The sequence below is a fragment of the Mesorhizobium sp. M7A.F.Ca.CA.002.15.2.1 genome, from assembly GCF_003998715.1.
GTDB classification, from domain to species: domain Bacteria; phylum Pseudomonadota; class Alphaproteobacteria; order Rhizobiales; family Rhizobiaceae; genus Mesorhizobium; species Mesorhizobium ciceri.
Genome location: NZ_RZPI01000012.1, coordinates 1 through 25314, shown reverse-complemented (window position 1 = coordinate 25314; position 25314 = coordinate 1). Strand labels below are relative to the sequence as shown.

21 protein-coding genes and 4 pseudogenes are annotated in these 25314 nt (G+C 57.5%); 5 read left to right on the top strand and 20 right to left on the bottom strand.

Going from position 1 to position 25314, the window contains the following annotated elements; all coding sequences use genetic code 11:
- Positions 1–90 precede the first annotated feature (90 nt).
- From ENZ74_RS01845 to ENZ74_RS01810, 8 genes and pseudogenes are all read right to left on the bottom strand, one after another.
- Positions 91–291 carry a hypothetical protein gene (locus ENZ74_RS01845; protein WP_244514237.1) on the bottom strand — a complete coding sequence of 67 codons (201 nt, stop codon included), beginning with the start codon at positions 289–291 and terminating at the stop codon, positions 91–93.
- A gap of 905 nt (positions 292–1196) precedes the next feature.
- Positions 1197–1852: pseudogene (locus tag ENZ74_RS01835) on the bottom strand (IS630 family transposase); the annotation flags it as partial.
- Between the two features lie 68 nt (positions 1853–1920).
- A pseudogene (locus ENZ74_RS01830) lies at positions 1921–2155 on the bottom strand (aldehyde dehydrogenase family protein); the annotation flags it as partial.
- 308 nt (positions 2156–2463) lie between these two features.
- Entirely contained in the window at positions 2464–2712 is a 249-nt protein-coding gene (locus ENZ74_RS35650; protein WP_063169297.1) for an aminotransferase class III-fold pyridoxal phosphate-dependent enzyme, read from the bottom strand.
- Positions 2673–2900: an aminotransferase class III-fold pyridoxal phosphate-dependent enzyme gene (locus tag ENZ74_RS35645; protein ID WP_263485461.1), complete on the bottom strand. Its 228-nt coding sequence runs from the start codon at positions 2898–2900 to the stop codon at positions 2673–2675. Before ENZ74_RS35645 ends, ENZ74_RS35650 begins: the two co-directional genes overlap by 40 nt.
- 221 nt (positions 2901–3121) lie before the next feature.
- Positions 3122–5104: an argininosuccinate synthase-related protein gene (locus ENZ74_RS01820; RefSeq protein WP_063169298.1), complete on the bottom strand. Its 1983-nt coding sequence runs from the start codon at positions 5102–5104 to the stop codon at positions 3122–3124.
- The gene (locus ENZ74_RS01815; protein WP_082826572.1) at positions 5101–6045 is read right to left on the bottom strand and encodes a DMT family transporter; all 945 of its coding nucleotides are present in this window, start codon (positions 6043–6045) and stop codon (positions 5101–5103) included. Before ENZ74_RS01815 ends, ENZ74_RS01820 begins: the two co-directional genes overlap by 4 nt.
- A gap of 657 nt (positions 6046–6702) precedes the next feature.
- The gene (locus ENZ74_RS01810) at positions 6703–6921 is read right to left on the bottom strand and encodes a helix-turn-helix transcriptional regulator (protein ID WP_029354714.1); all 219 of its coding nucleotides are present in this window, start codon (positions 6919–6921) and stop codon (positions 6703–6705) included.
- A gap of 109 nt (positions 6922–7030) precedes the next feature.
- Here ENZ74_RS01810 and ENZ74_RS01805 point away from each other — a divergent pair, with 109 nt between their 5' ends.
- On the top strand, positions 7031–7297 hold the full coding sequence (locus tag ENZ74_RS01805) for a DUF2285 domain-containing protein (protein ID WP_063169299.1): 267 nt from the start codon (positions 7031–7033) through the stop codon (positions 7295–7297).
- Positions 7298–7735: 438 nt separating this feature from the next.
- Here ENZ74_RS01805 and ENZ74_RS01800 read toward each other — a convergent pair whose 3' ends face one another.
- Positions 7736–7969: a helix-turn-helix transcriptional regulator gene (locus ENZ74_RS01800; protein ID WP_082826573.1), complete on the bottom strand. Its 234-nt coding sequence runs from the start codon at positions 7967–7969 to the stop codon at positions 7736–7738.
- 115 nt (positions 7970–8084) lie between these two features.
- On the opposite strand from ENZ74_RS01800, the gene ENZ74_RS01795 reads away from it, so the two are divergent.
- Both ENZ74_RS01795 and ENZ74_RS01790 read left to right on the top strand, forming a co-directional pair.
- Entirely contained in the window at positions 8085–8366 is a 282-nt protein-coding gene (locus ENZ74_RS01795; RefSeq protein WP_063169301.1) for a DUF2285 domain-containing protein, read from the top strand.
- Between the two features lie 438 nt (positions 8367–8804).
- Entirely contained in the window at positions 8805–9761 is a 957-nt protein-coding gene (locus ENZ74_RS01790) for an IS481 family transposase (protein ID WP_063169302.1), read from the top strand.
- Positions 9762–9936: 175 nt separating this feature from the next.
- On the opposite strand, the gene ENZ74_RS01785 is transcribed toward ENZ74_RS01790, so the two are convergent.
- The 10 genes and pseudogenes from ENZ74_RS01785 to ENZ74_RS01740 form a co-directional block, all read right to left on the bottom strand.
- Complete coding sequence (locus ENZ74_RS01785) at positions 9937–10674, bottom strand: LuxR family transcriptional regulator (protein WP_082826574.1); 738 nt, start codon at positions 10672–10674, stop codon at positions 9937–9939.
- Between the two features lie 870 nt (positions 10675–11544).
- The gene (locus ENZ74_RS01780) at positions 11545–12951 is read right to left on the bottom strand and encodes an aminotransferase (RefSeq protein ID WP_063169303.1); all 1407 of its coding nucleotides are present in this window, start codon (positions 12949–12951) and stop codon (positions 11545–11547) included.
- 190 nt (positions 12952–13141) lie between these two features.
- Positions 13142–13562 (bottom strand): annotated as a pseudogene (locus tag ENZ74_RS34910) (transposase); the annotation flags it as partial.
- A gap of 483 nt (positions 13563–14045) precedes the next feature.
- On the bottom strand, positions 14046–14552 hold the full coding sequence (locus ENZ74_RS01775; protein WP_063169304.1) for a TIR domain-containing protein: 507 nt from the start codon (positions 14550–14552) through the stop codon (positions 14046–14048).
- Between the two features lie 9 nt (positions 14553–14561).
- Positions 14562–15422, bottom strand: coding sequence for a DUF4231 domain-containing protein (locus ENZ74_RS01770; protein ID WP_063169305.1), 861 nt, complete (start codon positions 15420–15422; stop codon positions 14562–14564).
- Between the two features lie 1402 nt (positions 15423–16824).
- Positions 16825–17322: an Lrp/AsnC family transcriptional regulator gene (locus ENZ74_RS01760; RefSeq protein WP_063169306.1), complete on the bottom strand. Its 498-nt coding sequence runs from the start codon at positions 17320–17322 to the stop codon at positions 16825–16827.
- 493 nt (positions 17323–17815) lie between these two features.
- Positions 17816–19339, bottom strand: a complete 1524-nt coding sequence (locus ENZ74_RS01755; protein ID WP_063169307.1) for a fumarate hydratase — start codon at positions 19337–19339, stop codon at positions 17816–17818.
- A gap of 27 nt (positions 19340–19366) precedes the next feature.
- Complete coding sequence (locus ENZ74_RS01750; protein WP_063170369.1) at positions 19367–20800, bottom strand: NAD-dependent succinate-semialdehyde dehydrogenase; 1434 nt, start codon at positions 20798–20800, stop codon at positions 19367–19369.
- 193 nt (positions 20801–20993) lie between these two features.
- Positions 20994–21920, bottom strand: coding sequence for a LysR family transcriptional regulator (locus tag ENZ74_RS01745; protein WP_063169308.1), 927 nt, complete (start codon positions 21918–21920; stop codon positions 20994–20996).
- Between the two features lie 167 nt (positions 21921–22087).
- Positions 22088–22489, bottom strand: a complete 402-nt coding sequence (locus tag ENZ74_RS01740) for a hypothetical protein (protein WP_063169309.1) — start codon at positions 22487–22489, stop codon at positions 22088–22090.
- A 1485-nt stretch (positions 22490–23974) separates the two neighbouring features.
- Between ENZ74_RS01740 and ENZ74_RS01735 the strand changes: the two genes are divergently transcribed.
- Positions 23975–24322 carry a transposase gene (locus tag ENZ74_RS01735; RefSeq protein ID WP_063169310.1) on the top strand — a complete coding sequence of 116 codons (348 nt, stop codon included), beginning with the start codon at positions 23975–23977 and terminating at the stop codon, positions 24320–24322.
- A 48-nt stretch (positions 24323–24370) separates the two neighbouring features.
- Here the strand turns inward: ENZ74_RS01735 and ENZ74_RS34905 are convergent.
- Positions 24371–24507, bottom strand: a pseudogene (locus ENZ74_RS34905) (IS3 family transposase); the annotation flags it as partial.
- A 543-nt stretch (positions 24508–25050) separates the two neighbouring features.
- Here ENZ74_RS34905 and ENZ74_RS01730 point away from each other — a divergent pair.
- On the top strand, positions 25051–25314 hold a 264-nt coding region (locus ENZ74_RS01730), incomplete at its 3' end, for a recombinase zinc beta ribbon domain-containing protein (RefSeq protein WP_348630674.1).

Here is a 25314-nt window from a genome sequence, read left to right as displayed (position 1 = left end):
GTGGAATGCTTCAGCCAGACCATTTGCCAGCATCGTCTCCCGGACGTCATGTGTGAGCTTCTTTGTCAGCGCAAGGCGAACACGGATCTCCTAGCAGGCCGTTGAAGAAGTGTCCCGTTTGGCCTTGAGGATTGCCTCGTCGCCGTTGTGATAGAAGGTGATGTCGATGGAGCCGTCGTCGAGCAGTTCAGCATGGCCGTCGCCTGTGACCTCGTCCATTTCGTCGAATCCGACCCATGTGAAGAAGACCGTCGACGGGCCGTAGCCGAGTTCGAGGGTTAGATGAGCCAAACGCCAGTGGGGCGTCCTGGGGACGACGCGCGCGAGATTCTGGTCGTGGTGGCCAGCCCAATACGATGTGAGAAGTTGCTGCCGGTGCGGGTACCGGAGGTCGCCGATAGTGACAGCCGATGTTCGACAGCGGCAAGGACATGCTCAGCCGTCAACGCGCCGAGGGCTTGGCCGGGAATGGTGGTGATGGAACCAATCCAGAAAGCGGCGGCTGCCCAGGAGAACGCCTTCGCGGGACTTTGACTCCAGTCCGCACACCCTGCTCAGATAGTCCGAAAAAGAGGTCAGAAGCGGAGCATCCGGATTATTATCTACACTGGGAACAGAAGCATGGAAGCGTTCTGGAGCCACTCGCCGCGCGTTTACCAGTGCCGACACTGCTCCAAGCTGACTATCTGCCATGACCACCTGCCGAACGTAGTCCGTTGATGCCACCGGTACCCTTCGCGGTCTGCTCCAGCGGGAAGATCGGGTCTGATCGACCCTGCTGACCTGTGCGGCGGCCTCTCTCGCTAGGGCGTCCCCCTTCCTGTCGTCCTCCTCCGCCGCTTTCGGCTGCTTTCGGCCCGCCGCCCTCGCCAAGGCGTCGTAGTCGGTAAGCGCGTCCTCCGTCTCCTTTAGGGGCTTCATCGCGTGACTAGAGTTTAGCGCGTGTTTGTAGGCGGCGGACCGAATGGTCGTCGAAATGCCACTCAGCGCCACCGCAAGATGCCCTAGGGCTTCCGCCTCATGATCTGACAGCGGCACGTCACGATTAGAGCCGATTGCCCTGCCTTCTTCCAGTTTCACAATGTTTGTAGTCATTTCCTGCTCCATCGCGTTGACTGAGATACGATGGAGACGGAAGTGGAGAACAAATTTTTACAAGCAACTAAGATGATATTCTCGTCAACGGGACAATAGTGGACGTTGAGGGCGGCGAACAGGGTGGTGGTGCCGTTGCGCTTGTAGTCGTGCCTCATCGTACCGAGCCGCCCCTTCTTCATCGGCAGGCCGGGTGGGTGCGGTCGAGCGCCGGATCTGGCTCTTTTCATCGACCGACAGAACGATGGCATGGGCCGGCGCATCGAGATAGAGGCCGACGACGGCGCGCAACTTGTCGACGAACTTCGGATCATTGGAGAGCTTGAACCTGGCGCCAGCGGTGGGGTGCGAGACCATGCGCCTTCCAGATGCGCCTGACGGCGCTGGCGCTGATTGCGGCGGCTTGCGCCATCATGTCGGCGGTCCAGTGGGTCCTCTCGCCCGGCGGATCGGCAAGCGTCAGTGCCACGACGCGCTCGCCGACATCGGGACCGAGCGGCGGAATGCGCCACTGTCGCGTCTTGTCGCGCAGCAGCCCGTCACAGCCTTCCGCGGCAAAGCGCTCCTGCCAGCGCCAGACGTCGGTCTTCGACTTGCCGATGCGGCGCATGACCTCGCCGGTGCCGACGCCGTCGGCGGGCAAAAGCACTATCTCGGCGCGCCAGACATGCTTTTGCGGGGCGTTGCGATCCCTGATCAGCGCCGTCAGACGGACGCGATCGGCCGACGAAACGGTGAACGATCTTCCTGTGCGCATGCGCCAGACTCGCACGCGCAGGCCAGAAAGGGAATCTCTGATTGGACTCCTATGTCAGGCGGGAACCACTAGACGCCGAGACCGCCGATGCAGACATGTTTGGTGTCGAGATAATCCACGATGCCCTGGAGGCCGCCTTCCTTGCCGAGGCCCGATTCCTTGACGCCGCGGAACGGCACCTCCGGCGTGGTGATCAGGCCTTCATTGACGCCGGTACTTCAGTCCTTCCATCACGCGGAAGGCGCGACCGAGATCGCCGGTGTAGAAGTAGGCCGCGAGGCCGAACTCGGTGTCGTTGGCGAGCGGCGTGCCCGACCTGAGACATGGGTGACGTTTTGTACCGGACACGGATGAAGTGCACCCCTCGGGTGAGCGTTTGCTCGATAATATCCACTGAAGTGAAGCAGTCGGTCTTAATGCTGGAACTCATGCCACCCGACCGACCCGGGAATTCGCAGCAGCGGCGCCGTCGAGTGCAGAACGAATGCCGTCAACCAAGGGGTCGATCTCGCTTTCGGTGATTATATAGGGCGGACAGATTCCAAGCACTTCTCCCATATTGCGGATCATGACGCCGTGCTCGCGGCACCGCCGCTCGACATCGCCGATCCTCAGCTCGGGCGCGAAGACGCGACGGGCGCACGATCCTCGACGATCTGAACCCCCGCGATGAAGCCGCGGCCGCGGGCTTCACCGACAAGCGGATGGTCGCCGAGCGCGTCCGCGAGGGCTCCATGCAAGTGATCGCCGAGACGACGCGCCTGGGTCACGAAATCGATCTCGCTGTAGATCCTGATCGCCTCGGCGGCGACGGCCGCTATCACCGGATGACCGGAGTAGGTGAAACCGTGACCGAACACGCCGACCTTGTGGGCCTCGTCAGCGGCGCATTGATAAATCTTGTCGAGATAATGACGCCGCCAATGGGCAGGTGACCGGATGAAAGCCCCCCGGCGATCGAGAGCATGTCCGGTTCCATCCCAAATGTCTGGCTACCAAACCAGTTCCCGGTGCCTCCGAAGCCGCAGACCACCTCGTCGGACAGCATGAGGATAATTTCTCACTTTCTTGCGAAGATCGGGGGTGTCCACGGTCATTCGTATTACGCGAGATCCGCGAGGCCAAAAACCATCATACCAGAGAGGCGAAACTGCTATCTAGGTGTTTAGATGCAAGAAATTAATCCTGCATTGTTCCCGCACCAGGAACACCCGAGAGGATACCAAGCAGTATTGAACCTTGTTGAAAATGCTCTCGGCGCGCTGGGCGTTATAATTTCTCGAAGGCGATCACAAGGACGTCGCGATAAGCGTACGGCATTTTCAGGTTTTCGGCCACAATCGACGATACATCGTGAAAGGTTTCGCGGTCGTTGCAGATCACAAAATCATTCGGGGAGTTCATTTCGACCTCGCCGAGGAACTCCTTTGAGGCGTCGGTGATCATGCTCATGCCGCCGGTGACGTTGACCCGCCCAATCATATAGCAAGCAATGAAGTCCACCCCGTCCTGGTGAAGGCCCTCGGGTGCCGGTTTGCCATTTACACCATCGCGCGCGACAATCCGGTAGGGATGGATCTTGATATTCCAACGATCATGTCGGGCGGCTTCACATAGAATTCTGCAGAAACCTGTCAGAATCTTTTCTAAGACGGGATGGTCTATAAAGGAGTTTTCAAGGGGCTCGAAGTGGCGCTTGAAGCCGCCATTCAGATGATTGACACTTTTTGATTGTTCGTAGGGGGCGTGGGGTAGGAGCCTAAAGATTCCGTCAGTCGCGTCATATTCAAAAGCGCTATAGCGCCGGTAACGATATGTTCCGCCGTCACGCATGTATTCATCGAGAAGAAGTCGATTCCAATGGTCAGCAAAGTTCTTCCAGGCTGCATCAATTTCGATGCCAAAGCAGGCTTCGGCGCGCTCGCCTTTTGAAAACCACCATCCATTTGTCACCAGACCGTCAGTGCATTGTTGACTGAGGTTGGCCGGCGCCTGGGGTGCGTTGTTTTCCACGGGTGTCTCCCTTTTGGTGACTTGGCGAGGACGGAACGCTTTGGACAACGCTATGTGGGTTGCGGCTTGGTATTCCCAAAGGTCGCGGTCCCTAATGTATCTCGGCGTCCTGGCTCGGATCGACCGAGGTAAAAAGCGTGTGTGATCGACTATGTAGCTGACGCTCCCGCTAACGCCCTCGAGGGCGGATGCAATGGCCCGTTCGCACATCTGGTGAATAGTACTGCCCCATGCACCTGAAACCGCCTCTTGGGACCAGGCTTGCTCAAGCCCTTGCTTCAAAACGATTGATGCCACGTCAAGAGAAGCGGTTTCGAGGTGACGCAGCGCGTCGAAGATAATGGCCGCGGCAGGGGCCTCGCGGACTTCGAGAACCTTTTGGCCGGTTGTGATGTGTTCAAGCCCGACAAAGCGGCCGTGCCCGAATTTGCCGACCGTGTTATTCAGGAACGGGATTGCGTCGACCAATGCAACATCACGGTCATCAATTGACACGAGACTTCCGTCTGCAAACCCGAGTTTGATCTCTACCGGCTGCTCTGCGGGAATGTGGCGCGTCCAAGCAAATGCCTCCTCGGGGATGGAAAAGTTCTCGGGATCTTCCAAAGGCCCCGACTCGAATTCCCGACACCAGAGGTTTTCGTCCGCGCTCCACGTGCGGTCCGCCACAAAAGTCGCTCCACACTTGGACAGGTCGGAGGTCTTCTGTTGTCGGGATATCACAGAGCATTCATACGGACTGCCGAAGTTGCCGGAAAATCCTGAGCGCTTAATGCTATTGTTAAGGCGCGGAAGACTGTTTTGAGAAAGGTTTGCTGTATGAAGAACCAGCCGTGAGTTGATTGACCTAGCATGATTAACAACCAAAGATGCGATTATGGGACGGCTCAACGAACTGCTCAACGGATAGATGCCAAGGTACTTGGCGTGGGCTCGAATGGCTGATTTCACGCCTTGTTCGACAAAGGCATCCCGCCCTTCGAGGCAGACAAAGCGCGCGCCGAACATGGCTGCCGTCCGTTCCAACAAAGGCTGATCGATGCGCGTTCCGACATCCGCTGCGACAGCTTCAATGTTCGCAAAGCCAAGGCTTTGCAGCTTGTAGAGAAGATAGGTGCTGTCGAGACCGCCGCTGAACATGGTTGCAACTGGTGCGGTTCGGTCCGGAAAAGCCTCCAGATCTTCAAAACTCGAAATGCCGCCGATGGCGGGTTTGGTGGAAGCCAAGATGGGGTTCATTTGGATGTCCTGCTCTCAAACCAGATGCCAGCAAACGTCGCAGCGAGGACGAGGCCTGCGCCTATCAAGCTCGGTACTGTCAAAGGCTCATTCAGAAGAAGGTGCGCTAGAACGAAACCAAAAAAAGGTTCTGTTCCCATCAAGAAGCCAACCCGTGTCGGTGTGGATTTTCTCACTGCGGCATTTTGAATGTAGAATGCAGCGAGGGTGCAGAAGAGTGCAAGGAAGGCAACAGCGCCCCAAAACTGAAGGGTGGCCCTCACAACAAGGCCTGAAATTCCGAACTGAGCGACGGCCAAAACGAAAGTAAGTGTTGCCACCGTCGATCCTTGGATGGCCGTCAGGGCTGCAGATGAAATCTGCCGGCCGGCCAGAAGGCGTTTGGTGGAAACGACCATAACCGCTCGCAGAATCGCGGCCCCCAAGACAAGCGCGTCACCCGGGCTGAACCTGCTGATCCCGCCAGTGAGAATGCCGACACCGATGCACGCTATGGCAGCACTTGCCAAAATGCCCGTAGGTGGAAGTCGCCGTGATAGCCCATAGTCGATGCTCGGCGTGAAAATCACACAAAGCGATATGATCAAGGCCGTGTTCATTGCGCTTGTCGATGCAACGCCGTAAGTTTCAGCAATAAAGATGCAAAAAAGTATTGTTCCCAATGCGAAGCCGCGGATGAAATCGCCCCAGGAGACCAATGCGATCTCATGTCTTGCAGCCACTGCCGTAATGATCGTAGTAATCAGGAAGCGATAAAGAACAAGTATCGAAACCGGCGCGTAGAACAGTGCGCCTTTCCCGACCGGATAGCTCGCCCCCCAAACGAATGCGACTCCCAGCAAGGCTAGATCCACCGAGAAAGATGGCGTCCGTGTTTTCCTGACAGGTATTGGAGAACTTTCGAAAACGTCCACCTTCAAAGTTTCCTTTGTGTTAGCCATCCACCCCTGCTGCGAGGGTCAAACAGATCAGGTCGTTCAGCCTCTTGGGCGATCCGTGCCGCGGCGTACTTGTTTTTGGTAACGCAAGTGCCGTGCCGATTCGGAAAACCATTGCTAGACAACAACCTGGTCGCCTTGATAGTTCGGCGGTTCATGTCCATTGTTGTCAGAATGCCGACAATGACTTCAACTGCAGGGATCCTACCGGCAGGGCCTCAAGGCGAACACGCGGCTCCAAGATGCCGACACGATGGCTGGTTCAGCCATGCTTCGACAGTTGCCTGTTTTTTCAGTTCCTTTGCTGTTCGTGCGCTAACCGCAACGCTCCATACTAGTCTCGCGTGGCTGTCCCCGTGGGGTGGGCGGCAGAAAGCGATTAGGCCCGCTGAAAGAGGCGAACCGCATCCGAAGGATCGTAACCAAGAGAAGGACCTGAAGCGAGAGCGAAGGTTGCGGGAGGCCGCGGCGGGCCTAAAAGGCAATGCCGACCGCCCCAGGAAAGGCTGACAAAAACCGCAGCGGCCGACTGTCCAATAGGGTGCGCCGGGCCAGGGCGAGCCAAATGGCAGGGGCTGCCGGGGGACCCTAAGAAAAGCCTGGGTTCACGAGCACCCGGCGCGCGCCATCAGGCGGCCAGCTACTTGGAGGGCGGGTGTATCATGCCTGTTTGTCGGGCCGAACCAGATCCATGTGGCTGACGCCGAGGGCCAATGCCAGTTCATAGATCGTGATAATTGTCGGATTTCTTCGGCCTTTCTCCAAGCCGCTGATGTACTGCTGACTGAACCCGGAAATCTCCGCAAGCTGCTCCTGCGTCAGGCGCTTCCTTTGCCTGATCCTCTGCACATTCCGTCCGACCAACTTGCGCATATCCATGCACGCAAGCCAGCGGATCAGGCGGCTTGAGTTTATCAACTATAATATGTAATCCACATTTAGCAGGCACAGGGCTTCGCGGGTCCATTGGCCGGAGATAGAATTAGCGATGTTGCAGCCCAGATCGAACACGCCGTTCGCCGACGAGGTCCCCTGGTCGGACCGCATTACAGCCTACGACAAGGACCACTTTACAACCTATATGAGGCTCCTGGACGCCTCGGCCGACAACGCCACTGAAGAGGAAATGGCCAAAGTGATCCTCGGCATTGATCCGGCACGCGAACCTGAGCGCGCACGCAACGTTCTTCGCAGTCATCTCGACCGTGCAAACTGGGTGGTGACGAGCGGCTACAAGGATTTGTTCGCCAGTTGACGAAATGGGCGGTGCGGTCGCTTCGCTTCAAGCAACGAAGTCGCGCAACCGCCATGCATCGACGTATCACCACAGCGCGGATGGCCCAGCGCTTCGCTGTCTCATCATTTTGTCCTCCGCTCGCCAATGGCTGCTTCCCAGGAATGGGTGCGGCGGCGAATCATGACAGGAACGGGTCCGCCGTCTGAGCCGCACCGCATCCGAAGGGCCGGATGGACAACCTACTGAAAGCTCACAGCTGGCTAAGGGTTGCGGGACGCCGCGGCGGGCCTAGAAGGATGCGGCGCCACCTGCTGAGAAAGGCACAAAACAGAGCGAATTGCGAGAGTCTAACGACGCGCTAGGAGGCGCAGCGGAATGGTCGAGACGCCAGAGCCAAGAAAATCGGGGCTCGACCCACCGGCACACGGCACGCGCGGTGATGGGCGCGGGCGCCCACTACGTGCGCAGGCTCAACAGAATCTCACACGGATCAGCATCGAGGGCCGCAGTTACGTCGAGAAACTCAATGACATCGAGACGCCGTTCGCCACCCTCATATTTCGCCACGAAAGATTGCGGACGACCAAGCTTCTCAGCCACCTGCGCCTGCGTCAGCCCTTTGACATTGCGCAGTGAGATCAACTGGGCCAGAAACCGCTGGTGGCGGGGAGATCGAAGAGATTTGGGCATTTAGGTGAACCGGCAGGTAGAGACCGGCTCAGCGACTAATCCCCGTTTCGGATTATCCCATTTTGGGATATTCTGCCTTGGATCCAGCGATCAACATGCGAGGTTCGCGGCAGACATGAATCAATCAACGGGAACAGATAGGACTCAAAGCTCAACACTGCTCGACGAAGTCCCTTGGTCTGACCGTCTTACCGCCTACGACAGGGCGCACTTTACCATCTATATGAGGCTCCTGGACGCCTCAGCCGATGAGGCGCCCGAAGAGGAAATGGCCCAACTGATCCTCGGCATTGATCCGGCACTTGAACCGGAGCGCGCCAGGAAGGCGCTTCGTAGTCATCTCGACCGTGCGAACTGGATGGTGACGAGCGGCTACAAGGAATTGTTCGCCAGCTGACAAATTCGCAGTGCTCGGTCATAGAAGCGTTCCTGTGCCATTGGTCAGGCTGATCGGGGCCTGCACCACAGACGCGCCGGCAAAATGGACCCGGTGGCGAGCACAATTCAGTTCCCAGGAAATCGGGGTTTGGCAACTGTCCGAGCGTCTGACGTGATAGAAGGTTCCGCTCTGTCTGGATGGGTATTAGCCCGGAGCAGCACTCCATATCGTACCGGCGCTCGACGAAGGGTCCACCTCTTCGCTTTCAAGCCGCATAACCGATAGCCATCGCCCTAAGTCAAGGGTTAGAGATTACCGGCAGGCAGGTATGCAAGCGGGCCATCCTCGGAAACTATATAACCGCACGACTAGCTGTGAGCTTTCGGGAGGTTGTCCATTCGGACCGGACCGGGGAGACTGGAGTTACCAAGCTTCAGCACTCACCGGAGGGTCCGAATGAACATCCATAAGAATGCCCGTCTCACACCGCTGCGTCGAGAGGAGATGGCGCTGTCGGTGATAGAAGGCGCTTTCTCCAAAGCCCATGCGGCGCGTGTCTACGGCGTGTCGGCCAAGATCGTGGCGCGCTGGGTCGAGCGCTACAAGTCCGAAGGGCGGGCCGGCATGATCGACCGTTCCTCGCGGCCCGCCAATATGCCGCAGGCCACCGCTGCGTTGATCGCCGAGCGCATCATGGCGCTGCGGCGGCAACGTTGGACCGGCAAGCACATCGCCCATGAGGTCGGCGTCTCGCCCGCCACCGTTAGCCGGGTTCTCAAGCGTGCCGGACTGTCGCGGTTGCGGGATATCGAACCGGCCGAGCCGATCCGACGCTACGAGCGCGAGCATCCTGGCGAGATGATCCATATCGATATCAAGAAGCTCGGTCGTTTCGAGCGCATCGGTCATCGCATTACCGGCAAGCGCACCGGCAATGCCAGCTCGCGCGGCAGCAGTTGGGAGTTCGTCCATGTCTGCATCGACGACGCCTCCCGCATCGCCTTCTCGCAGATCCTGCCCGACGAGAAAAAAGAAAGCGCCATCGCCTTCCTCAAGGCGGCGGTGGCCTACTACGCCAGCCTCGGCGTCACGATAGCCCGCGTCATGACCGACAACGGCTCCTGCTACAGATCAAAGGCCTTCGCCAAGGCCTGCCGCGATCTCGGCCTCAAGCACGTCAGGACAAGACCCTATACACCCAAGACCAATGGCAAGGCCGAGCGCTTCATCCAGACAGCACTGCGCGAATGGGCTTATGCCATCGCTTATCCGACTTCAGATCACCGCGCCGCAGAGTTGCCGGTCTGGCTGCACAGATACAATTGGCACCGTCCCCACGGGAGCCTAAAGTCCAAAACACCTATCAGTCGCCTCGCTCTAACCGAGGACAACCTGTTGAGGCTCCACAACTAGCTCGTCAGCGACGACACACCCGCTCGAGCACCCATAGACTATGATCACCGGCGCGGACTGGAAGAATACGGCTGCATCGCCCGAGCCGGCGGAACAGAAGATCTCGGCATCCAGTCAACGCTCGATACAAAGCGCGCGATCGAATGGCCCGAGCACAAGGGGATCAAAAAGCTTCTCAGACAATTGAGGACCCTTCGGACCCCAAAAGGGCTATAGCCTGATTTTGGGTTCGCACGCCTAGCTTCTTCTTGGCATTGTCCAAATGAAAAGCGATCGTGCGTGGCTTGATACCCAAGATGCGGCCGGTCACCCAGGCTGAATTACCCCGCGCTGCCCACCTCAGGCACTCATATTCGCGGGATGTCAGCGAAACCCCATCCACTGTTCGATCGCTCGGCAATTTGCGGCGAACGCAACGATGAAAGCAGGCCGCCATCAGTTGAAGAGCTTGTTCGTACCGCTCAGCGACCCGAAGAAATACTGGACGAGGCTCATCGGCGGCAAAAGTAACCGCAGCGATGCGGCCGCGGAGATCGACAATTGGGATCGTCAAACCGCAGCAGATGCTGAATTGAGCCGCCTCATCGAATAGCTGCTGTTGAGCCGGCGACATTTTATCGCCTCCCAAATTCGATCCCCAGTGAAACGGGCAGCCGCCATTTCGAGCACGCAAGACCACAGGATCGAGTTTCTCATACTGATTTTCCAGATACTGTCTGGTCCAGCGGGGTGGATAGTTTGAAATTAACCTCGGTTTGCCGGAAGGCCGTGCTGGCAAGGAGAGGTAGGCAAAGAAGATTAGGTCAAGTCGTCCGGCCGCCTCAGCCATGGCATCCCGGAAATCTGCCTCATCGATACTCTGTGACAGTCTTTCAAGGAATGTCTCGAAAACAAGTGGCATGTGCCTCGTCATCGTCGCGCTCGATTCTTCCTCTTTCTGCACGCCTTCCGGCTGCGTCGTGTATGTCCCGACAAACGTGATTGAATTCGCGGGCGTCGCTGGGCTGACCGGGCTCCAGAATGCTGCCACACTTTCGATCTTCGTCGGTCATCCCAATCATGCTGGGCTCACCCGATGGGCGTCTGGCAGACGCCTCATGATCTCAACAGCTCAATCAGAGAATCTCCATGCATTAAATCATGACCGCCCCTGCACCGACCAAATCAGGAGAAATCATCCTGCGCTGACCAAAAGCCATCATTGACCCCAGCTTTTGCAGGAATTTGGGTCGGCATTAGCATAACAATTCGGATAGCCGCTCATCCCCCACCCGGGGCGCCGTGATCCGCAAAGAAGTGTTGCGATGCTTTCTTTTCTTTGATAGGCAAATCGTCTCAACAATATTAAAATGCCTTTCCTTGTGAACGGGGTGGCGTGTGAGTATCGTCCTTCTATATACCTGACGTGATAAAATTCACCGCAATGATTATGGCCCGCTGCAATGATGTAAAGGGCACGTCTAAGCTCAATCTGCATCGGAACGTGCAGATGACCTTTACCAGACCCTCGATCCCGCACGGGCCATAATGATACTGATTACGTGGGTCAAAAAGGGCGCCCTGCCGGCGGGGAGGTACACCCGCAGGGCGCGCCGCACAGAGGTCCTGGTCGTTGGGCAACAGGACAGCGGCGGCAGAACTGATTCGGTTACAAATCGTGACTGAAATAGCCCGGAGCATGCTCAAGATCAGATATCTGGAATTCAACAGTTTTGGGTCTGCTCGGCGCAGTAGCGCGCAGGGACATGCCTGCCTCCGGACTCGCTCCTTCGCGATCGCAAAATCATACGGCACCCTCGGCCTTCAGCGCGCGATAGGTGGTATCGACCGACTTTACCGTCGCGTCGACAATGATGTCGATCTCTTTTCGGGTAATGATCAGGGGGGGGGCATAACCGAGGATGTCGCCATGCGGCATGGCCCGTCCGATGACACCATTCTCAAACAGAGCAGCTGCAGTGCGCACCCCGACCTGAAGGTCGGGTTCGAATGGTATCCTTTGTTTTGGGTCCCGCATCATCTCTACGGCCGACAGGATACCCACTCCGCGAACTTCACCAACGATGGGATGTCCCGCCAGCTCGGCCTTCATCCGGTCTTGCCAATACGGTCCAACATCGCGGACATGCTCCAGAATATTTTTTTCTTTAAGCAGTCGAATATTGGCGAGCGCGGCTGCGGCACAAAGCGTGTGCCCCGAATATGTCCAGCCGTGGCCGAGTGCGCCGTGCTTCTCAGTTCCTTGTTCCAAAACCGACCAGACACGGTCGCCAATGATTGACCCGGAGATGGGGAGGTAGGCGGAACTCAAACCCTTTGCGATGGTCACGAAATCCGGACGCATGTTATACAGGTGGGAACCGAACTTCTCGCCGGTTCGCGCGAAGCCACAGACCACTTCATCCGCGATTAGAAGGATATCGTATTTGTCGAGCACCGCTTGAATGGACGTCCAGTACCCTTTGGGGGGCGGCACAATACCTCCTGTCCCAAGTACCGGCTCTCCGATAAAAGCTGCAACCGTTTCCGGTCCTTCGGCCAGGATCAAGGCTTCAAGCTCATCGGCACAGCGCCGGGAGAACGCTTCCTCGCTCTCCTCGACACGCGCCTGGCGGTAATAGTGCGGCGTGGTTGTATGGCGCACCAAATCCAGAGGCAGGTCGAAGAAATTGTGAAAGAAGGGAAGGCCAGTTAGGCTACCCGTGACCAATCCAGACCCGTGATAGCCGCGATTTCGCGAGATGATCTTTTTCTTTTCGGGCCGGCCAAGAATGTTATTATAGTACCAGACCAGCTTGATGTTGGTTTCGTTGGCATCGGAACCGGAGAGGCCGAAATAGACCCTTCGCATGTTCTGACCGAAATACTCGACCACGGCCTCTGCCAACAGGGCGACCGGCTCCGTACCTTGGCTGGCATAGACGTGCGCGAACGGCAATTCGTGTGCTTGCCTGGCAATGGCCTCGGCGATCTCCGTGCATCCATATCCCATGTTGACGCAGTAGAGTCCTCCGAAACCGTCGAGGCTCCTTCGGCCTTCGGTGTCCCAGATATAGACGCCTTCCGCACCGGCCATAATCCTATTTGGCGTTTCGCCTCGGCTGTGCTTGGCCAGATGCGTAGAAGGATGGAAGACGAAGCTTCTATCCTTCTCCCGGAGTTGCTCGGTTCCCAGATTGCTCAAGCGCATGTCCCTCTCCTCGCGATAAATTGGCGGAGGGCACTCGGCCAGCCACCTGTTTAGCAAATAGCATACCGGAAACGTCCCTTGAGTTTCTCGGGAATGCAGGTTATTCGCCGTGAAATTCGCGGGATCGGCCCGAATTGCCGTGAAAACTAAGGCGTCACCTTCGCCTTAGCCGAGGGTCGGGGGCGCGTCCTGCAAACACGAACAGCTTACGACGCGCATGCGCCCAGCATAGTGCCCGATTAGCGGGCGATATTGACGGATGAATAGCGCTCGGGACGCTGTTCCCGCCGGCCGCGCGAGGCACGATAGAGCGCCGGCGGCCATGTTCCGCCGAACTGCCGGTCATCCCTTACATTCTGACGGTCCGGATCGGTCTTGCCCTTCCCAAGGGTGGTAATGAGGTGATCAGGGGCAAAGCACATTCGCCTCGATCAGCAGGCAGCGGGTTCCGTGCCGCGGCACAGGCTCCAACCTGGTTGGCCAGCGCTGAGAGGCTGAGGTCGTGCCCTCGCGCATATTGATAGCTTTGGCGGTGCGGCGGCTGGTGCTCGGCAGACTTCTCGAAGGAGCATAGCCAGAAGGTTCGGCCCGGCAAAGACGCGCGGCGAGAGCTCCTTGCCATTGACATCTTGATTCGCAGCCGACCAGCGCCGCCAAGTTCTATCGTCAGCGTGTTGCCTTTCTTGCGATCGCAAATTCGTGGTTGCTGCGCAGGGCGAGCCGAGCTGCGGCTCGCAGGAGGGGGCGAGCCGACAGAATTGCGCGGCCTGAAAAGCTGCCTCCATCAATGCTGGCCGCTCGTGCAGTCTCGAAACGCTGGATCAAGCCTCAAACATCGAACAGCCGCTCCTTTTCCTCGCGAAACCAGCGCCCTCGCGCGACATGATCTTGTCTGACGATCCGACGCTTCGAGCGGGGCTCCTCTAATAGGTTGCACATGACCTGCAGCTTTCAGCCAAACTCAGCAAATCGGACGTCGTGCTCTTCTTATCATCGCTCGGCAAGCTCGGAACACGCTGGCGGACGTTGCTAAGGCTAGTCGCCGCCAGCGGATGGCGAGGATGTTTGGGCGGCTAAGTGCTTTTAGGTGGCGATTATAAGCCGAGATCGCGATAGGTGCTTTCGCCATAGCTCCTGGCGCCATCGCCACGCTGAGCGTTTGAAAGCCGATGAAATTCGCTCGGCCAATTGGCTAGCGCGTGCTTGATGGCCTTCATCTTGAACGGCACGTGCACAACACATTTGTCCCTGATGATAGGCGGACAGCTCACATCTTGTTGCCGCGAGCCGTTAAGGTTTGCTGCGATTATCGGCAGACCTAGATCAAGAGCCAATTCCATTTCCCAGCGCACGAAGCGAAAAAGGTTTTTCGTCTTCTCACCGATCAGGACAAGTACCTGGCTCGATCCATTCATTCTGTTGCGAAGATTGCGTTTAACATAATCTTCGTCCTGTGCTCGGCTCGTCATATTGTCCAGATCGTGAGCGTTCGCGAATTCAAAACTCACATTCTCGCTGGCGTTCCACCCTTTCATAAAGCGGTATGCCCAAGCGTCTTCATCGCCGTCAAATATTACATAGGTCGGATCGCTGTATGCCATTGTTGTCTCTTAGTTGTTTTGACGAGCAACCCACTGGGTGTGCTCCCGTGAGAAAGCCAGTTCGGCTTCGTTCACCGCGGCGGAGAATGCCTCATCCGAGTTGGCGTCCGTAATAAGGTCGGCAGTCAAGCCGATCTCGTGAGCTGTCAACGTGTAAGCCGATGCCAATTCGTTAAATTTCTTGATCTGGGTCCACCCAATAAGGGAGGCGGCGATGACAATTAGCGGCTCGGTCGGCCAGCCTGGCATCGCGGGGTCAGCGATGCGTACTACGATGAACGAGAATCCCAGAGCGTATGCAAAAATACCAAGGCCCATCCAGACTTTCGCGGACCTCTTGTTCGAGCGCGCCTTCTTCTCGTACCACTTCCGTTGGTCGCAGATTCGTCTCTGCAGATATAGGTCTTTTCTTTCTTTTAGCGGGGAGTCCCTTATCGACATCATCTGGTCGGTTGTTTGGGGGGATGCTGAATCGGTGCCGCTCAACGCGCTACCAAGGTGACGATTGCTATCAAGGATACCTTCCATGAGCTTTCGAAAATCAGCTCTGGCGTCAGCGGCGCGCGCGTCATCGAACGGCTGTGCTCGCATCGCGAAGCGCCAAGTCAATGTCTTCACCGACTCTGCCAGAGCTCGAGCCTGATACCAGACCTGCTCGGGCTTTGTGACCGACCGGAAAATGAGGACTCCCATTGAGCAAAGAAATACCGCAGCATAGACACCGAAATAGGCTTTTGATGGCGACAAGTCCAAAGAGAGCACCGACGCTAAAAAAAGAAGAACGTACTCTGCCCGGATCAGGCGCAGAAACGTCGCCTGCTGCTCGTTGGATGCCACGTCGGCGCTATTATAGAGTCCAGGATATTTCATTTTTGAAGCACACCAGTCTATTTTGTGGCGGTAAATTCTTTTAGCCAGGATTTGGCAAACGTGAGGTTAGCAGTCGAGCTTACAGAGCCTATTCTTGAGCGAGGCGCGGTCCCTCTGTTCATAAACAGGAATGCAGGTCCTGTCCCATCAATGTAAGGGTATAGGCCCAAAAATTCTTGCCCGGAGAATGTTTCCGAAGAATTTTTTGCCACGGGCAGAACCGCTACCGCGGTCCGAAACCCATCGAAAAAGCCAAGCTCCCAAGGCATCCATCTGGATCCTGGAGAATTGTTTGAATGCACATAGATTAGCGTCTTTGACTGCCTCATACGGGTCCGCAGCAACTCGGCGGTGGCCGAGGAGACTTTTGTGCGGTCCAGTTGTGAATCTTCGACCCAATCTACGTAAGCAGTGAACCCAAGCTCCTCGAAAATTCGCTTCACACCGAGAACGATCTCTGCGTCCTTGAAAGAATGTGACAGAAAAACGTCGAATGACGATCTGGCTGTAGCTGCGGCCGTCTCTTCCTTTAGAACGATCGATGCGGCTCTATGTCCTCGACTGGCATTCGCAACTCTTTTCAGCTCTGCCTCGGTCAGTAGCACTATTCAAATCCCCCCATGATCTGTTCGCAATCTATGAACTTGACGCCCATTCGATTAAGCGACCCTTGTCTTGTGAAAACTGGCACCATGCTCTCCAGCCGGTAGCGCAACCTCCACCTTCTCAAAGACCACGTCGGGTGGCAGGAGTGACCGGCCTTGTCACCCACCTACGCGATCCCGGCACAGCCATGCTCCTCGCTTAGAAGGCTGCGGAGACCAGCAATGTCAAACAGGACAGACGATCTCCTAATCTCGAACAGCAACGAACTTAGGACGTAAAAACGCGATCTCCGAATGTCCGCAGGCGTCGAGGGCCGGGTTGGTCGCCAAGGCCGAGCGGGCCAGCTTGCACTCCCGCTACCCGTCGGCTTGCCAAACCCTCGCTGTAGATTTCGCCCCCTACACGGATGCGCTGACCGCGACTAAGCTCAATCGCCACTGATCGCCAATCCAGGGCGAAAGTTCCCCCCTTGAAGTAGCGGTAGAGGCATTTTTCGGCACTTCGCATCTTAGATATGGACGCCTCCTCAACCAGGCACGATCCGGTTTGGCTTCTCGCCGTAACCGTGCTGGGCAAGTGCGTCCGATGGCTGCTTCGATCCTCTCCTGGAATAGATCGGTTCCAGATTGCTCAAGCGCATCGTCCTTGCTCGCGATCAACTGGCGGATAGCGCTCGGCCACCTTTTTCCAGCAATTAGTATACCGCAAATGTCCCTTGAGTTTCGTCGGAATGGGTGCCTTTTGCCGACGAATCTACGGGATCCGTGCCAAACGCCGTTGAAACTTAGCTTTTGGGTTACCGTTGCCTCAGGGCGGACAAAGGTATCGGTGAATTGGACTTCACTGGTTTCGTGACGACAAGGCTATAGTATTGATCAATCCCCAAGCCTGCCTGCAGCAGTCCCTCCATGAAATCCTGATAGGCGGCCATAGAACGAGATGCGACCCGCATCAGATAATCCACGCGCCCCCCAATTGCCCAGCAGTCCAGGATTTCCGGAATGTCTTGGATAGCAGTTTCGAAGTGTCGTTGGTCCTCAAGACGATGACGATCCAGCACGACCTCCACCATCACAAAGATCATGCCGCCGATGAGGGCAGGACTCAGCCGCGCATAAAATCCCTCAATAATCCCCGCGGCCTTGAGTGCTCGGAGCCGCTCCGAACAGGCGGACGCCGAAAGATGAACTCGTTTTGCAAGCTCACTTTTTGAAATCCGACCGTCTGCCTGAATTTCGGAGAGGATCCGCAGGTCCCAACTGTCGAGTTGCACGGGATCGGGTTTCGACTTCATAACCTATGCTCTCAGCGATGACATCGCGTTGTGTGCCGATCAATTCTATCATCAATTGAAACGAGCGAATGTAGCAGTGGAAGGCATCCGTTCCAGGCCCGAGATGTGCCAGAATGGGGTACGAAAATCAGCTGAGGGTGAGCGATCCGCTGAGAAAAGCTGCAGAAGTAATTTGGCTATCGCCCCAACGCCCAACGGGGCAATGGTGCAGCTGGAGAGAATAGTCGGCGGCGGCGGAGACCATGATAAATAGATAACCGATTTTCTTGAATCTCGCTGCCGTACTTGATAGACGCGCGACTGCATTCGACCCTCGATCGCATGGACGGCATACTCAATGCAGTATTCACTCGCACATTCAACTATTAGGGTGAATTGAAGGCCTTGCTTGGCCGGCTCGCCGAGGCGCAGGGCACCGCAAATGCCGCTCGTCTTATGGCTTGCCCGATAATTTGGCGCTCGGGTCTGGCCGAAATCGCCCAACCGGAAAGACTCAAACACCGATGTTGCGTGCGATGCTGTCGGCTGCCATACGCTTACGCCACTCAAGAGGCCCGGAATTGTGAATGGAGTTTCCCTCAACATCGACAGCCATGACGACGGGCATGTCCTGCACATCGAATTCATAGATGGCTTCCATGCCCAGGTCTTCAAAGGCGACAATCCGCGCCGCCTTAATCGACTTTGAAATCAGGTACGCAGCGCCACCCACTGCAGCAAGGTATGGCGTTCTGTGTCTTACAATCGACGCGATGGCCGCCGGTCCCCTCTCCGCTTTGCCCACCATCGCGAAAAGGCCGGTTTCGGCGAGCACCTTGTCCGTAAAATCGTCCAAGCGGCTGGAGGTTGTTGGACCGGCGGGTCCAACGACTTCATTCCTCACTGCCCGGACGGGACCGACGTAGTAGATCACGCGGCCCCTCAGATCGACTGGGAGCGGCTTGCCGGCATCAATCAGTTCGACCATTCGTTTGTGGGCAGCGTCACGGCCCGTCAGCATCTTTCCAGAAAGCAGGAGCGTTTCACCGCAGCGCCACGATGCCGTCTCTTCCTTCGTAAGCGTATCTAAATTGACCCGCCGGACGCCGGCTGGGTTCAATTCGTCGGCTCCGATGTCGGGCCATTCGCGCAAATCGGGCGGCTGGAGGCTGATGGGTCCAGAGCCGTCCAAAGTAAACTTCAGGTGCCGGTTGGCGGCGCATTGCGGGATGAGCGCCACAGGCTTGGACGCTGCATGAGTAGGATAGGTCGCAACCTTGACGTCAACGACTGTCGTCAGACCACCAAGGCCTTGGGCGCCGATACCAAGCGCGTTGATCCGCTCATAAAGCTCAATCCGCAGCCCCTCTTCTGCGCTTGACGCCCCCCTTGCGATCAGTTCCGCCATATCTATGGGCTCGTTCATGGCCTCCTTGGCCAGCAGCATCGCCTTTTCAGCGCTACCACCGATGCCGACAGAGATCAGTCCAGGTGGACACCACCCGCTGCCAAGGGTCGAAACGGTATTGACCACCCAGTCGGAAACGGAGGCGGTGGGATTGAGGGTGGTAAAACGTGCCTTGTTCTCCGACCCGCCGCCTTTCGCGGCGATGGTGATCTCAATCTGGTTACCTTGCACCAGGTCGACATGGACAACTGCCGGTGTGTTGTCGCGGGTGTTGACCCGTCTAGCGAGGGGATCCGCAACGATCGATGCCCGAAGGGGATTGTCCGGATCGAGATAGGCTTGACGTACGCCCTCATTCACAAGATCCGCGAAACTGGCTGTTGACTTAATGCGGGCATCCATGCCGACCTTTGCGAAGACAACCACAAGTCCGGTGTCCTGACAAATCGGGCGCCGCCCAAAGGCCGCCATGCGGGAGTTCAGCAGAATCTGACCTATGGCATTCTTCGCCGACGGGCTCTGTTCTCGCGTGTATGCGTGAGAAAGAGACCGGATATAATCTGGAGGATGATAGTACGAGATGTACTGAAGGGCGTCGGCGACGCTCCTTGTGATGTCGCTACCGGCCATGGTCCGTGTTCTGTTTCCCACCGGATTTTATCCAAATGAACCGAGGCCATTGACCATTTTCAGAATCTGGAAGCTTCGCACCCCCTGCTCGCCGCCTTCATATCCATAGCCGCTTTGTTTGACTCCTCCATAAGGGGCATCAGCGGAAACCCCTTTCAGGTAATTCACACTAACAGCGCCCGCAGAAAGACCGCCCACAAGCCTCTGTTGCGTATCGGCCGCGCCAGTAAACAAGTAGGCGGCCAGACCGTACTCCGTGGCGTTGGCTTCATCGATCGCCTCTTCGATCGTATCGAAAGGAGCCACGGTGAGAATTGGTCCGAACGGCTCTTCATGAAGCACTCTCGCTTCCTTCGGTACGCCAGTCAGGATGGTTGGCGGCCAGTAAAACCCCGGTCGGTCAAGGGGGATGCCACCGGTCTCGATTTGGGCGCCGCCCTCTACCGCATCTTTGGTCAGGCGTTGCATGGCCTCGATTCGCCGCGCGTTTGCCATGGGACCCATCTGCGTTGCAGGGTCATCCGGTGGACCGATCCTGATTTTTCGGACCGCCTCCGTCATCCGGAACAGGAATTCCTCATAGCGGGATCGGGCGACAAGAATCCTGCTGGGCGCATTACAACTCTGGCCCGCGCACTCGAATTTGTATTCCGAAATAGCCGGTATCGCCGTTGCCAGGTCGGCATCTTCGCACACAATAACCGGGGAATGTCCACCGAGCTCAAGGATGCAGCGCTGCAGATTATTCGCGGCCAGTGTGGCCAGCTGTTTCCCAACAGCGGTCGACCCCGTGAACGTCAAGACTTTGACAATTGGCGAACTGAGCAGATGCCGTGATATATGCACAGGAACACCGAACACCAGGTTGACCACGCCTTCCGGTATCCCTGCTTGACGCAAAGATTCCACGACATGGACAGCCACGCTTGGCGTCTCTTCGGCCCCTTTGAGGATCACCGGGCAGCCTGCCGCCAGCGCGGGGGCGAGCTTGCGGGCGATGAGAACGGCTGGATAGTTCCACGGCGTAAAGGCAGCGACGACACCGAGGGCCTCCGGGACGATCATCCTGTTCGGACCCAACGGAATCGGGGTCGACAACTCATCGGCATGCCGGCCATTCCATTCCAGCGTTTCGACTGCGCGCGCGTACTCTCCTGTTGCTTCGGCAATCGTCTTTCCCTGTTCGGACGACAGGTCCCTGGCTGCGGCGCCAGCTTTCTCAGCCAGATTGCTGGCGGCAGAGACGAGGATCTCGCCACGCTCTTTGGCGGGGCGTGAGGACCACGCCTTGCGGCTGCGTTCTGCCGAAGCAAGAGCTTCATCCAAGTCTGGAACCGTAGCCGAGGCCACTGAGGCAAATACCTTCTCCGTCGCCGGGTTGATCACCGGCAAAGTGGCTCGGCTACCACCGGCTCGCCATTTGCCATTAATGAAGAGCTCGTAGCTCCTGGCGTGGGACATCGCGGGCTCCACTTGTGATTCTGGCCATGCGAGCGCCGTTTCAATTTTCGAAGCCGCTGAGCTCGCTTGAGCCAGTTTCATCGCGATGGTCGCAGCGGGTCAAATATCGATTAGTGCCTAAATCCATCTGGAATCCAGATCGATCTGTTCCGACAGGAAGGAAGTCATGCCGTTGTTTACAGATCGATGGTTCTCAGGTCGCGTCAGGAGCCGATGCTACCCAGCCCCGGCTCTCAATCAATTCTCTGGCGACCTTCGGAATGAGCTTGCGGACCGCAGAAACGGCCGCAGAACGCTCATCTTTGGGATTTACAGCAAGCACCACGGAGCGGGTAATTACCGGATCGACTATCTTGACCGTCCGGACCAGCCCTTGAGAGGCTTCTTTCTGAACGGCAGACGGGGCGAGAATAGAATGCGCTTTTCCCTCTACGACCATGTTGATGATCGTTGAGAGCGAGTCCACTTCAAACTTGACGTCCATCGCGCAACCGTGTTGTGCGACGACATCAGCCACCGAACGCCTGACATTGTTGTTGCGCATGGGAACCGCCAGGGGGAATGCATGCAGGTCGGCCAGAGATATCGCATCTTCAAACGGTGGCTCGCCGGACGGAACCACCAGACAAAGGTCTTCGCGCGCTAGCACAGTCATTCGCCCCACACTGTCCGCAGTGCGGTACAGAACCGCCAGATTGAAGCGTCCAGCCGCCATCCATTCCTCTAGCGGTCCCGTCATACCCTCGACCATCTTGAGGGACACCTTGGGCAGTTCGTGTCTTACCGTCTCAAGCAGCGGACCGCTCAGGACGCGAGCAGCTCCAGACGGAATGCCAATAGTCACCTCCCCGGCGGGGGAAGCGGCTGTGTTGGTCAATTCCACCTCGGTAATTCGAATTTCTTTGAGAATCGCCCGCGCCCGCTCCAGGAGTTTGGCTCCTGACGCCGTCACGCTCACGCCGGTCCTGTCGCGTATCAGCAGCTGAGTGCCGAAGCCTTCCTCCAATTGGCGCACATGCAGACTCAGCGCACTCTGGGCGACATTCAGAAAGCCAGCGGCCTTCGTGAAACTGCCTGCTTCGACCACGCCAACAAAGTATCTTAACTGCCTGATTTCCACGGGTACTCTTCCGAGGGCGGACTGCAATGATGTAATCTATCTCGAAATGTGATGGCGCGACAGCAATAATTGCAGAGCGACATGACGCCTAACTGTCGTGTCATCTCAGTGTGGTTTGACCAAAACCGTAACCTATGTGTCCAGAATGGACCCAACCCGCCGAGGCTTCAACCGGCCAACTCGGCGCCCTGATCCATGGAGATGATTTCTCGGACCCTTCGAATAACCGGTAGATCGACCATCTTCCCGTCCAATGTGAACGCGCCTTTGCCTTGCGCCGTCGCATCTTTTTCGCCGCGAGGACACGACGGGTCCCTCGAGTTCTTGTGCGCTTGGTGAAAAGCCCCATCGATGTTTAAATGGATCGCCTGCGGCCCCACGAAGTTATCATTGTCTAAGAATCGCCGATGCTTCCTATCGAGCCGAGACTGCCGCATGGGGAACAGAACGGAAAGGTTCGGCGTCAAAAGCAGGTCGAGTTCTGGGGCACCGCCAACAGCTGCACTGAAGTCTTCAGTACCAAGCGCCATTGCAACCAGCGGCGCTAACAAGATGGGAAAGGAGGTCATTGCTATTGCCGCTGGCGGACTTCGGCCGGCCACCCCATTTCCTCTTCCGAGAGGTGAATTGTCCAACCAACCCTGCTGACTAATGACGAGCATGATCGTATCGTCAACGTGTCACAGAATTGCTTGCAAGCTCACGGCCTCAGCTGGGCCAACGAACATTGAACTCCGTGGACGAAGCCTGGACCCGTCGTCATCCAAGTCAATCCGCGCCTCGATGAGGGGACAGATCCTCAATTGGTTCAGCTGGCTTGCAGTATTGCACCTAGCAGTCACGGCGAGGACTGGGATTTGCGAAGAAGGCATTCTCGCAGTGCGGCCGTACGGTACCTCATTCCTGGCACACTGGATTAGATCGCTGGCGACATTAAGATCAGGTGTGACCGAGGTGAAATTTTATGTCGAAAACCTGAAGGCAGGGCGTCAGGCAGGGCGATTACAGAGATCCTATCGGACATGTCATCGCAGTTTCATCCACCATTGCTCGACCGAGGCGACACTCATCGTCCCATCAACCTAATCCATTGGTCGATCACGCCGTTCACGACCCTTGGCGAAGAAGGAATCAGCAGCCCCTAGGCTCAATTGGAAAGCGGGGCGGGGTCCATACGTATCTTCGTTTCCGGGCACCTCATGCTAATGAAGCCGCGACAACAGGTTGGTTATGCACCCAGGTGCTGGCCAATCCGGCTTGACTGGAAAGTTTCATACCCAGGCCTGGCACAGGCGAGCGTGATGCCGCTCTCGCTATGTTGGACCGCAGACGCCGCGACGGCGCATCGACTGGCGCTGGCGAAGCCTAGGACGCGCCAGTCAAGGACCTGCAAAGAGCAAGATCACGCCGCGCGTTGCCTTCAACGCCCATTTGAGCAGAAAGCAACAAGCCTCGCGTATAGCGATCGATGACCGCACGAAGCGCCATCCGGGCTATGATCTCAGTCAGCACTGCCCTAAGGGGTCAGAGGAGGGTTCGGTCAGTCAAGACCTCAGACGGCATGGCCAAGGTCAAGCTGCGAGGATGTGCCACCGCGGGCGCGGCATAACTTGGCGGGCTACAATTTGGTTCGCTTGCCCAGGCTGCTGGCAGCGCCGGTAGTCGGCCGCGCCGGACTGGCACCTACGTCTGGTCCATGAACGGTTGCTTTAGCAAAACCGAAGTCCTCGCCAAAACTCTTCGCCGACGTGCGACGACCGCGCCGGTGCTCGTTCCGGGGTCGGCAAGACGAAGACAGGCCTACTCTGGATTTATGCCCGCGATGACTGATTAGGGAGGGAGCGGACCGCCGGGCGTCTTATGTCTATGCGCCGGACCGAAAAGGCCCAGCGTGCGATCGCTCATCTCGCAGGCTCTCTACCGGAACTTGCAGGTCGACGGCTATAGCGGGCCATCGCTTGCTGGCCGACGAAAAGCGGCTTCACGCTCGCCTTCTGCCATGCCGCGCCCGATCGAGGCGCTAAGAAGGATCCGCGAACTCTAAAAGATCGAGGATGACATCCGTAGCCGAGGCCAACGAGGCCTTGCTGCACGCAGGCAAAAAGTGCTCAACCATCACGGCACTGGACCCAGGGCGGCTAGAGAAGCTCGGCCAAATCAGTCAGAAGACCAAGCTCACAGCGGCGATCCCCTACACGCTCTCGCGCTGGGAAGCGCCTCTCGCGCATCCTGGACGAGGCCATATCAAGATCGACAGCAACGTGGTCGAACGCTCAATCATACGCAACTCTTTTTGCAGCTCCGGCGGTGGCGCTGAGCACTGGTCAGTCATCGTGTCGCTGGGTGATCGCCGGGATTGGCCGGATAGCCTGAAGCTAAGGCCGTCGAGCCAGACCCTCTGACCTGCCACTGAACTTTCAACCAGTGGCGATTAGCCTCGGCCGTTTCTGTTATGGCGCGGTTTGAGCAACGGGCGGAGGCGCGAAGCCTTCATTGAGTGCAGCGTCGGAGCCGGTTGCGGCGAGGGTTCCGGCGAAGACCGCCGGGGTCAAATAGCGAGCGAGGAATGCGGCCTCACGGTGTTGAACAACACCAGGAAAGAACACCCACAGGACCGAGGAACGCAAGTTTCTTTATCCGTGGCATCCTTGGGCCGGGCGTTGTGTTCACGTTCATGAGGTGATCGAGAACGCCGACCGGGAGGTTTTCCGCTGCAGTCTCTCCCGCCACGCCTCCGATCGGTGGCTGGAAGTTCCGGCCTGGATGTTTGATCGCGGTCTGCACCGCGTGGCGCATTGCCCTGCCCCACATATCGATCCCAGAACGCTTGGCGTCTTGGTGACACTGCTGCAGGACCCGACGGCCAATTCCCACACCCCATCGCAATTGGAGGATTCGGGCGCAGCATCGGGTCCTCACGAAGCGAACCGGGGAGAGGTCCATACCGCGCCAGCCTACGACATATCAGTTCGATCTTCTCCAACCCGCACGACGCGCAGACCGCGCAGATGCCGCCATTCGCTCGCGCAGCCGCCGTAAGGCGCGAGATGCTGGCGCTGATTCCGGGTGCACACGAAGGCTACGTCGGCTGGGAAAGGCGGAAGCGATCCGCAAGATGGTGAGCGACCACGTGCCCACGAGCCGGCATCACGGGGCGCCCAAGCATGGCGACGCTCTGCTCGCCGACCTTGTCCGCTGCCGGCGCTGCGGCCGCGAGCTGACGGTCCGCTACACGGGAACCAAGCACAACATTCCGCGCTATTCCTGCTGGCGTGGTCTGCTTGACAATGGCGAGCCGCGTTGCATCGCCTTCGGTGGACTCGCGTCGATCGAAGGCGTTCATCCTCTGCCGGACGGTCCATGGGTCTTCAGCCGATCAACGCTTGACGAACCG

Coding starts and splice junctions, on each gene's coding strand:
- ENZ74_RS01820 (WP_063169298.1), bottom strand. CDS start 5,104: ATGAACCCCATCTTGGCTTCCACCAAACCCGCCATCGGCGGCATTTCG.
- ENZ74_RS01815 (WP_082826572.1), bottom strand. CDS start 6,045: ATGGCTAACACAAAGGAAACTTTGAAGGTGGACGTTTTCGAAAGTTCT.
- ENZ74_RS01795 (WP_063169301.1), top strand. CDS start 8,085: ATGAATCAATCAACGGGAACAGATAGGACTCAAAGCTCAACACTGCTC.
- ENZ74_RS01790 (WP_063169302.1), top strand. CDS start 8,805: ATGAACATCCATAAGAATGCCCGTCTCACACCGCTGCGTCGAGAGGAG.
- ENZ74_RS01810 (WP_029354714.1), bottom strand. CDS start 6,921: ATGGATATGCGCAAGTTGGTCGGACGGAATGTGCAGAGGATCAGGCAA.
- ENZ74_RS01780 (WP_063169303.1), bottom strand. CDS start 12,951: ATGCGCTTGAGCAATCTGGGAACCGAGCAACTCCGGGAGAAGGATAGA.
- ENZ74_RS01800 (WP_082826573.1), bottom strand. CDS start 7,969: ATGCCCAAATCTCTTCGATCTCCCCGCCACCAGCGGTTTCTGGCCCAG.
- ENZ74_RS01770 (WP_063169305.1), bottom strand. CDS start 15,422: ATGAAATATCCTGGACTCTATAATAGCGCCGACGTGGCATCCAACGAG.
- ENZ74_RS01775 (WP_063169304.1), bottom strand. CDS start 14,552: ATGGCATACAGCGATCCGACCTATGTAATATTTGACGGCGATGAAGAC.
- ENZ74_RS01785 (WP_082826574.1), bottom strand. CDS start 10,674: ATGACGAGGCACATGCCACTTGTTTTCGAGACATTCCTTGAAAGACTG.
- ENZ74_RS01760 (WP_063169306.1), bottom strand. CDS start 17,322: ATGAAGTCGAAACCCGATCCCGTGCAACTCGACAGTTGGGACCTGCGG.
- ENZ74_RS01735 (WP_063169310.1), top strand. CDS start 23,975: ATGACATCCGTAGCCGAGGCCAACGAGGCCTTGCTGCACGCAGGCAAA.
- ENZ74_RS01740 (WP_063169309.1), bottom strand. CDS start 22,489: ATGACCTCCTTTCCCATCTTGTTAGCGCCGCTGGTTGCAATGGCGCTT.
- ENZ74_RS01750 (WP_063170369.1), bottom strand. CDS start 20,800: ATGTCCCACGCCAGGAGCTACGAGCTCTTCATTAATGGCAAATGGCGA.
- ENZ74_RS35645 (WP_263485461.1), bottom strand. CDS start 2,900: ATGCTGTCCGACGAGGTGGTCTGCGGCTTCGGAGGCACCGGGAACTGG.
- ENZ74_RS01805 (WP_063169299.1), top strand. CDS start 7,031: ATGTTGCAGCCCAGATCGAACACGCCGTTCGCCGACGAGGTCCCCTGG.
- ENZ74_RS01755 (WP_063169307.1), bottom strand. CDS start 19,339: ATGGCCGGTAGCGACATCACAAGGAGCGTCGCCGACGCCCTTCAGTAC.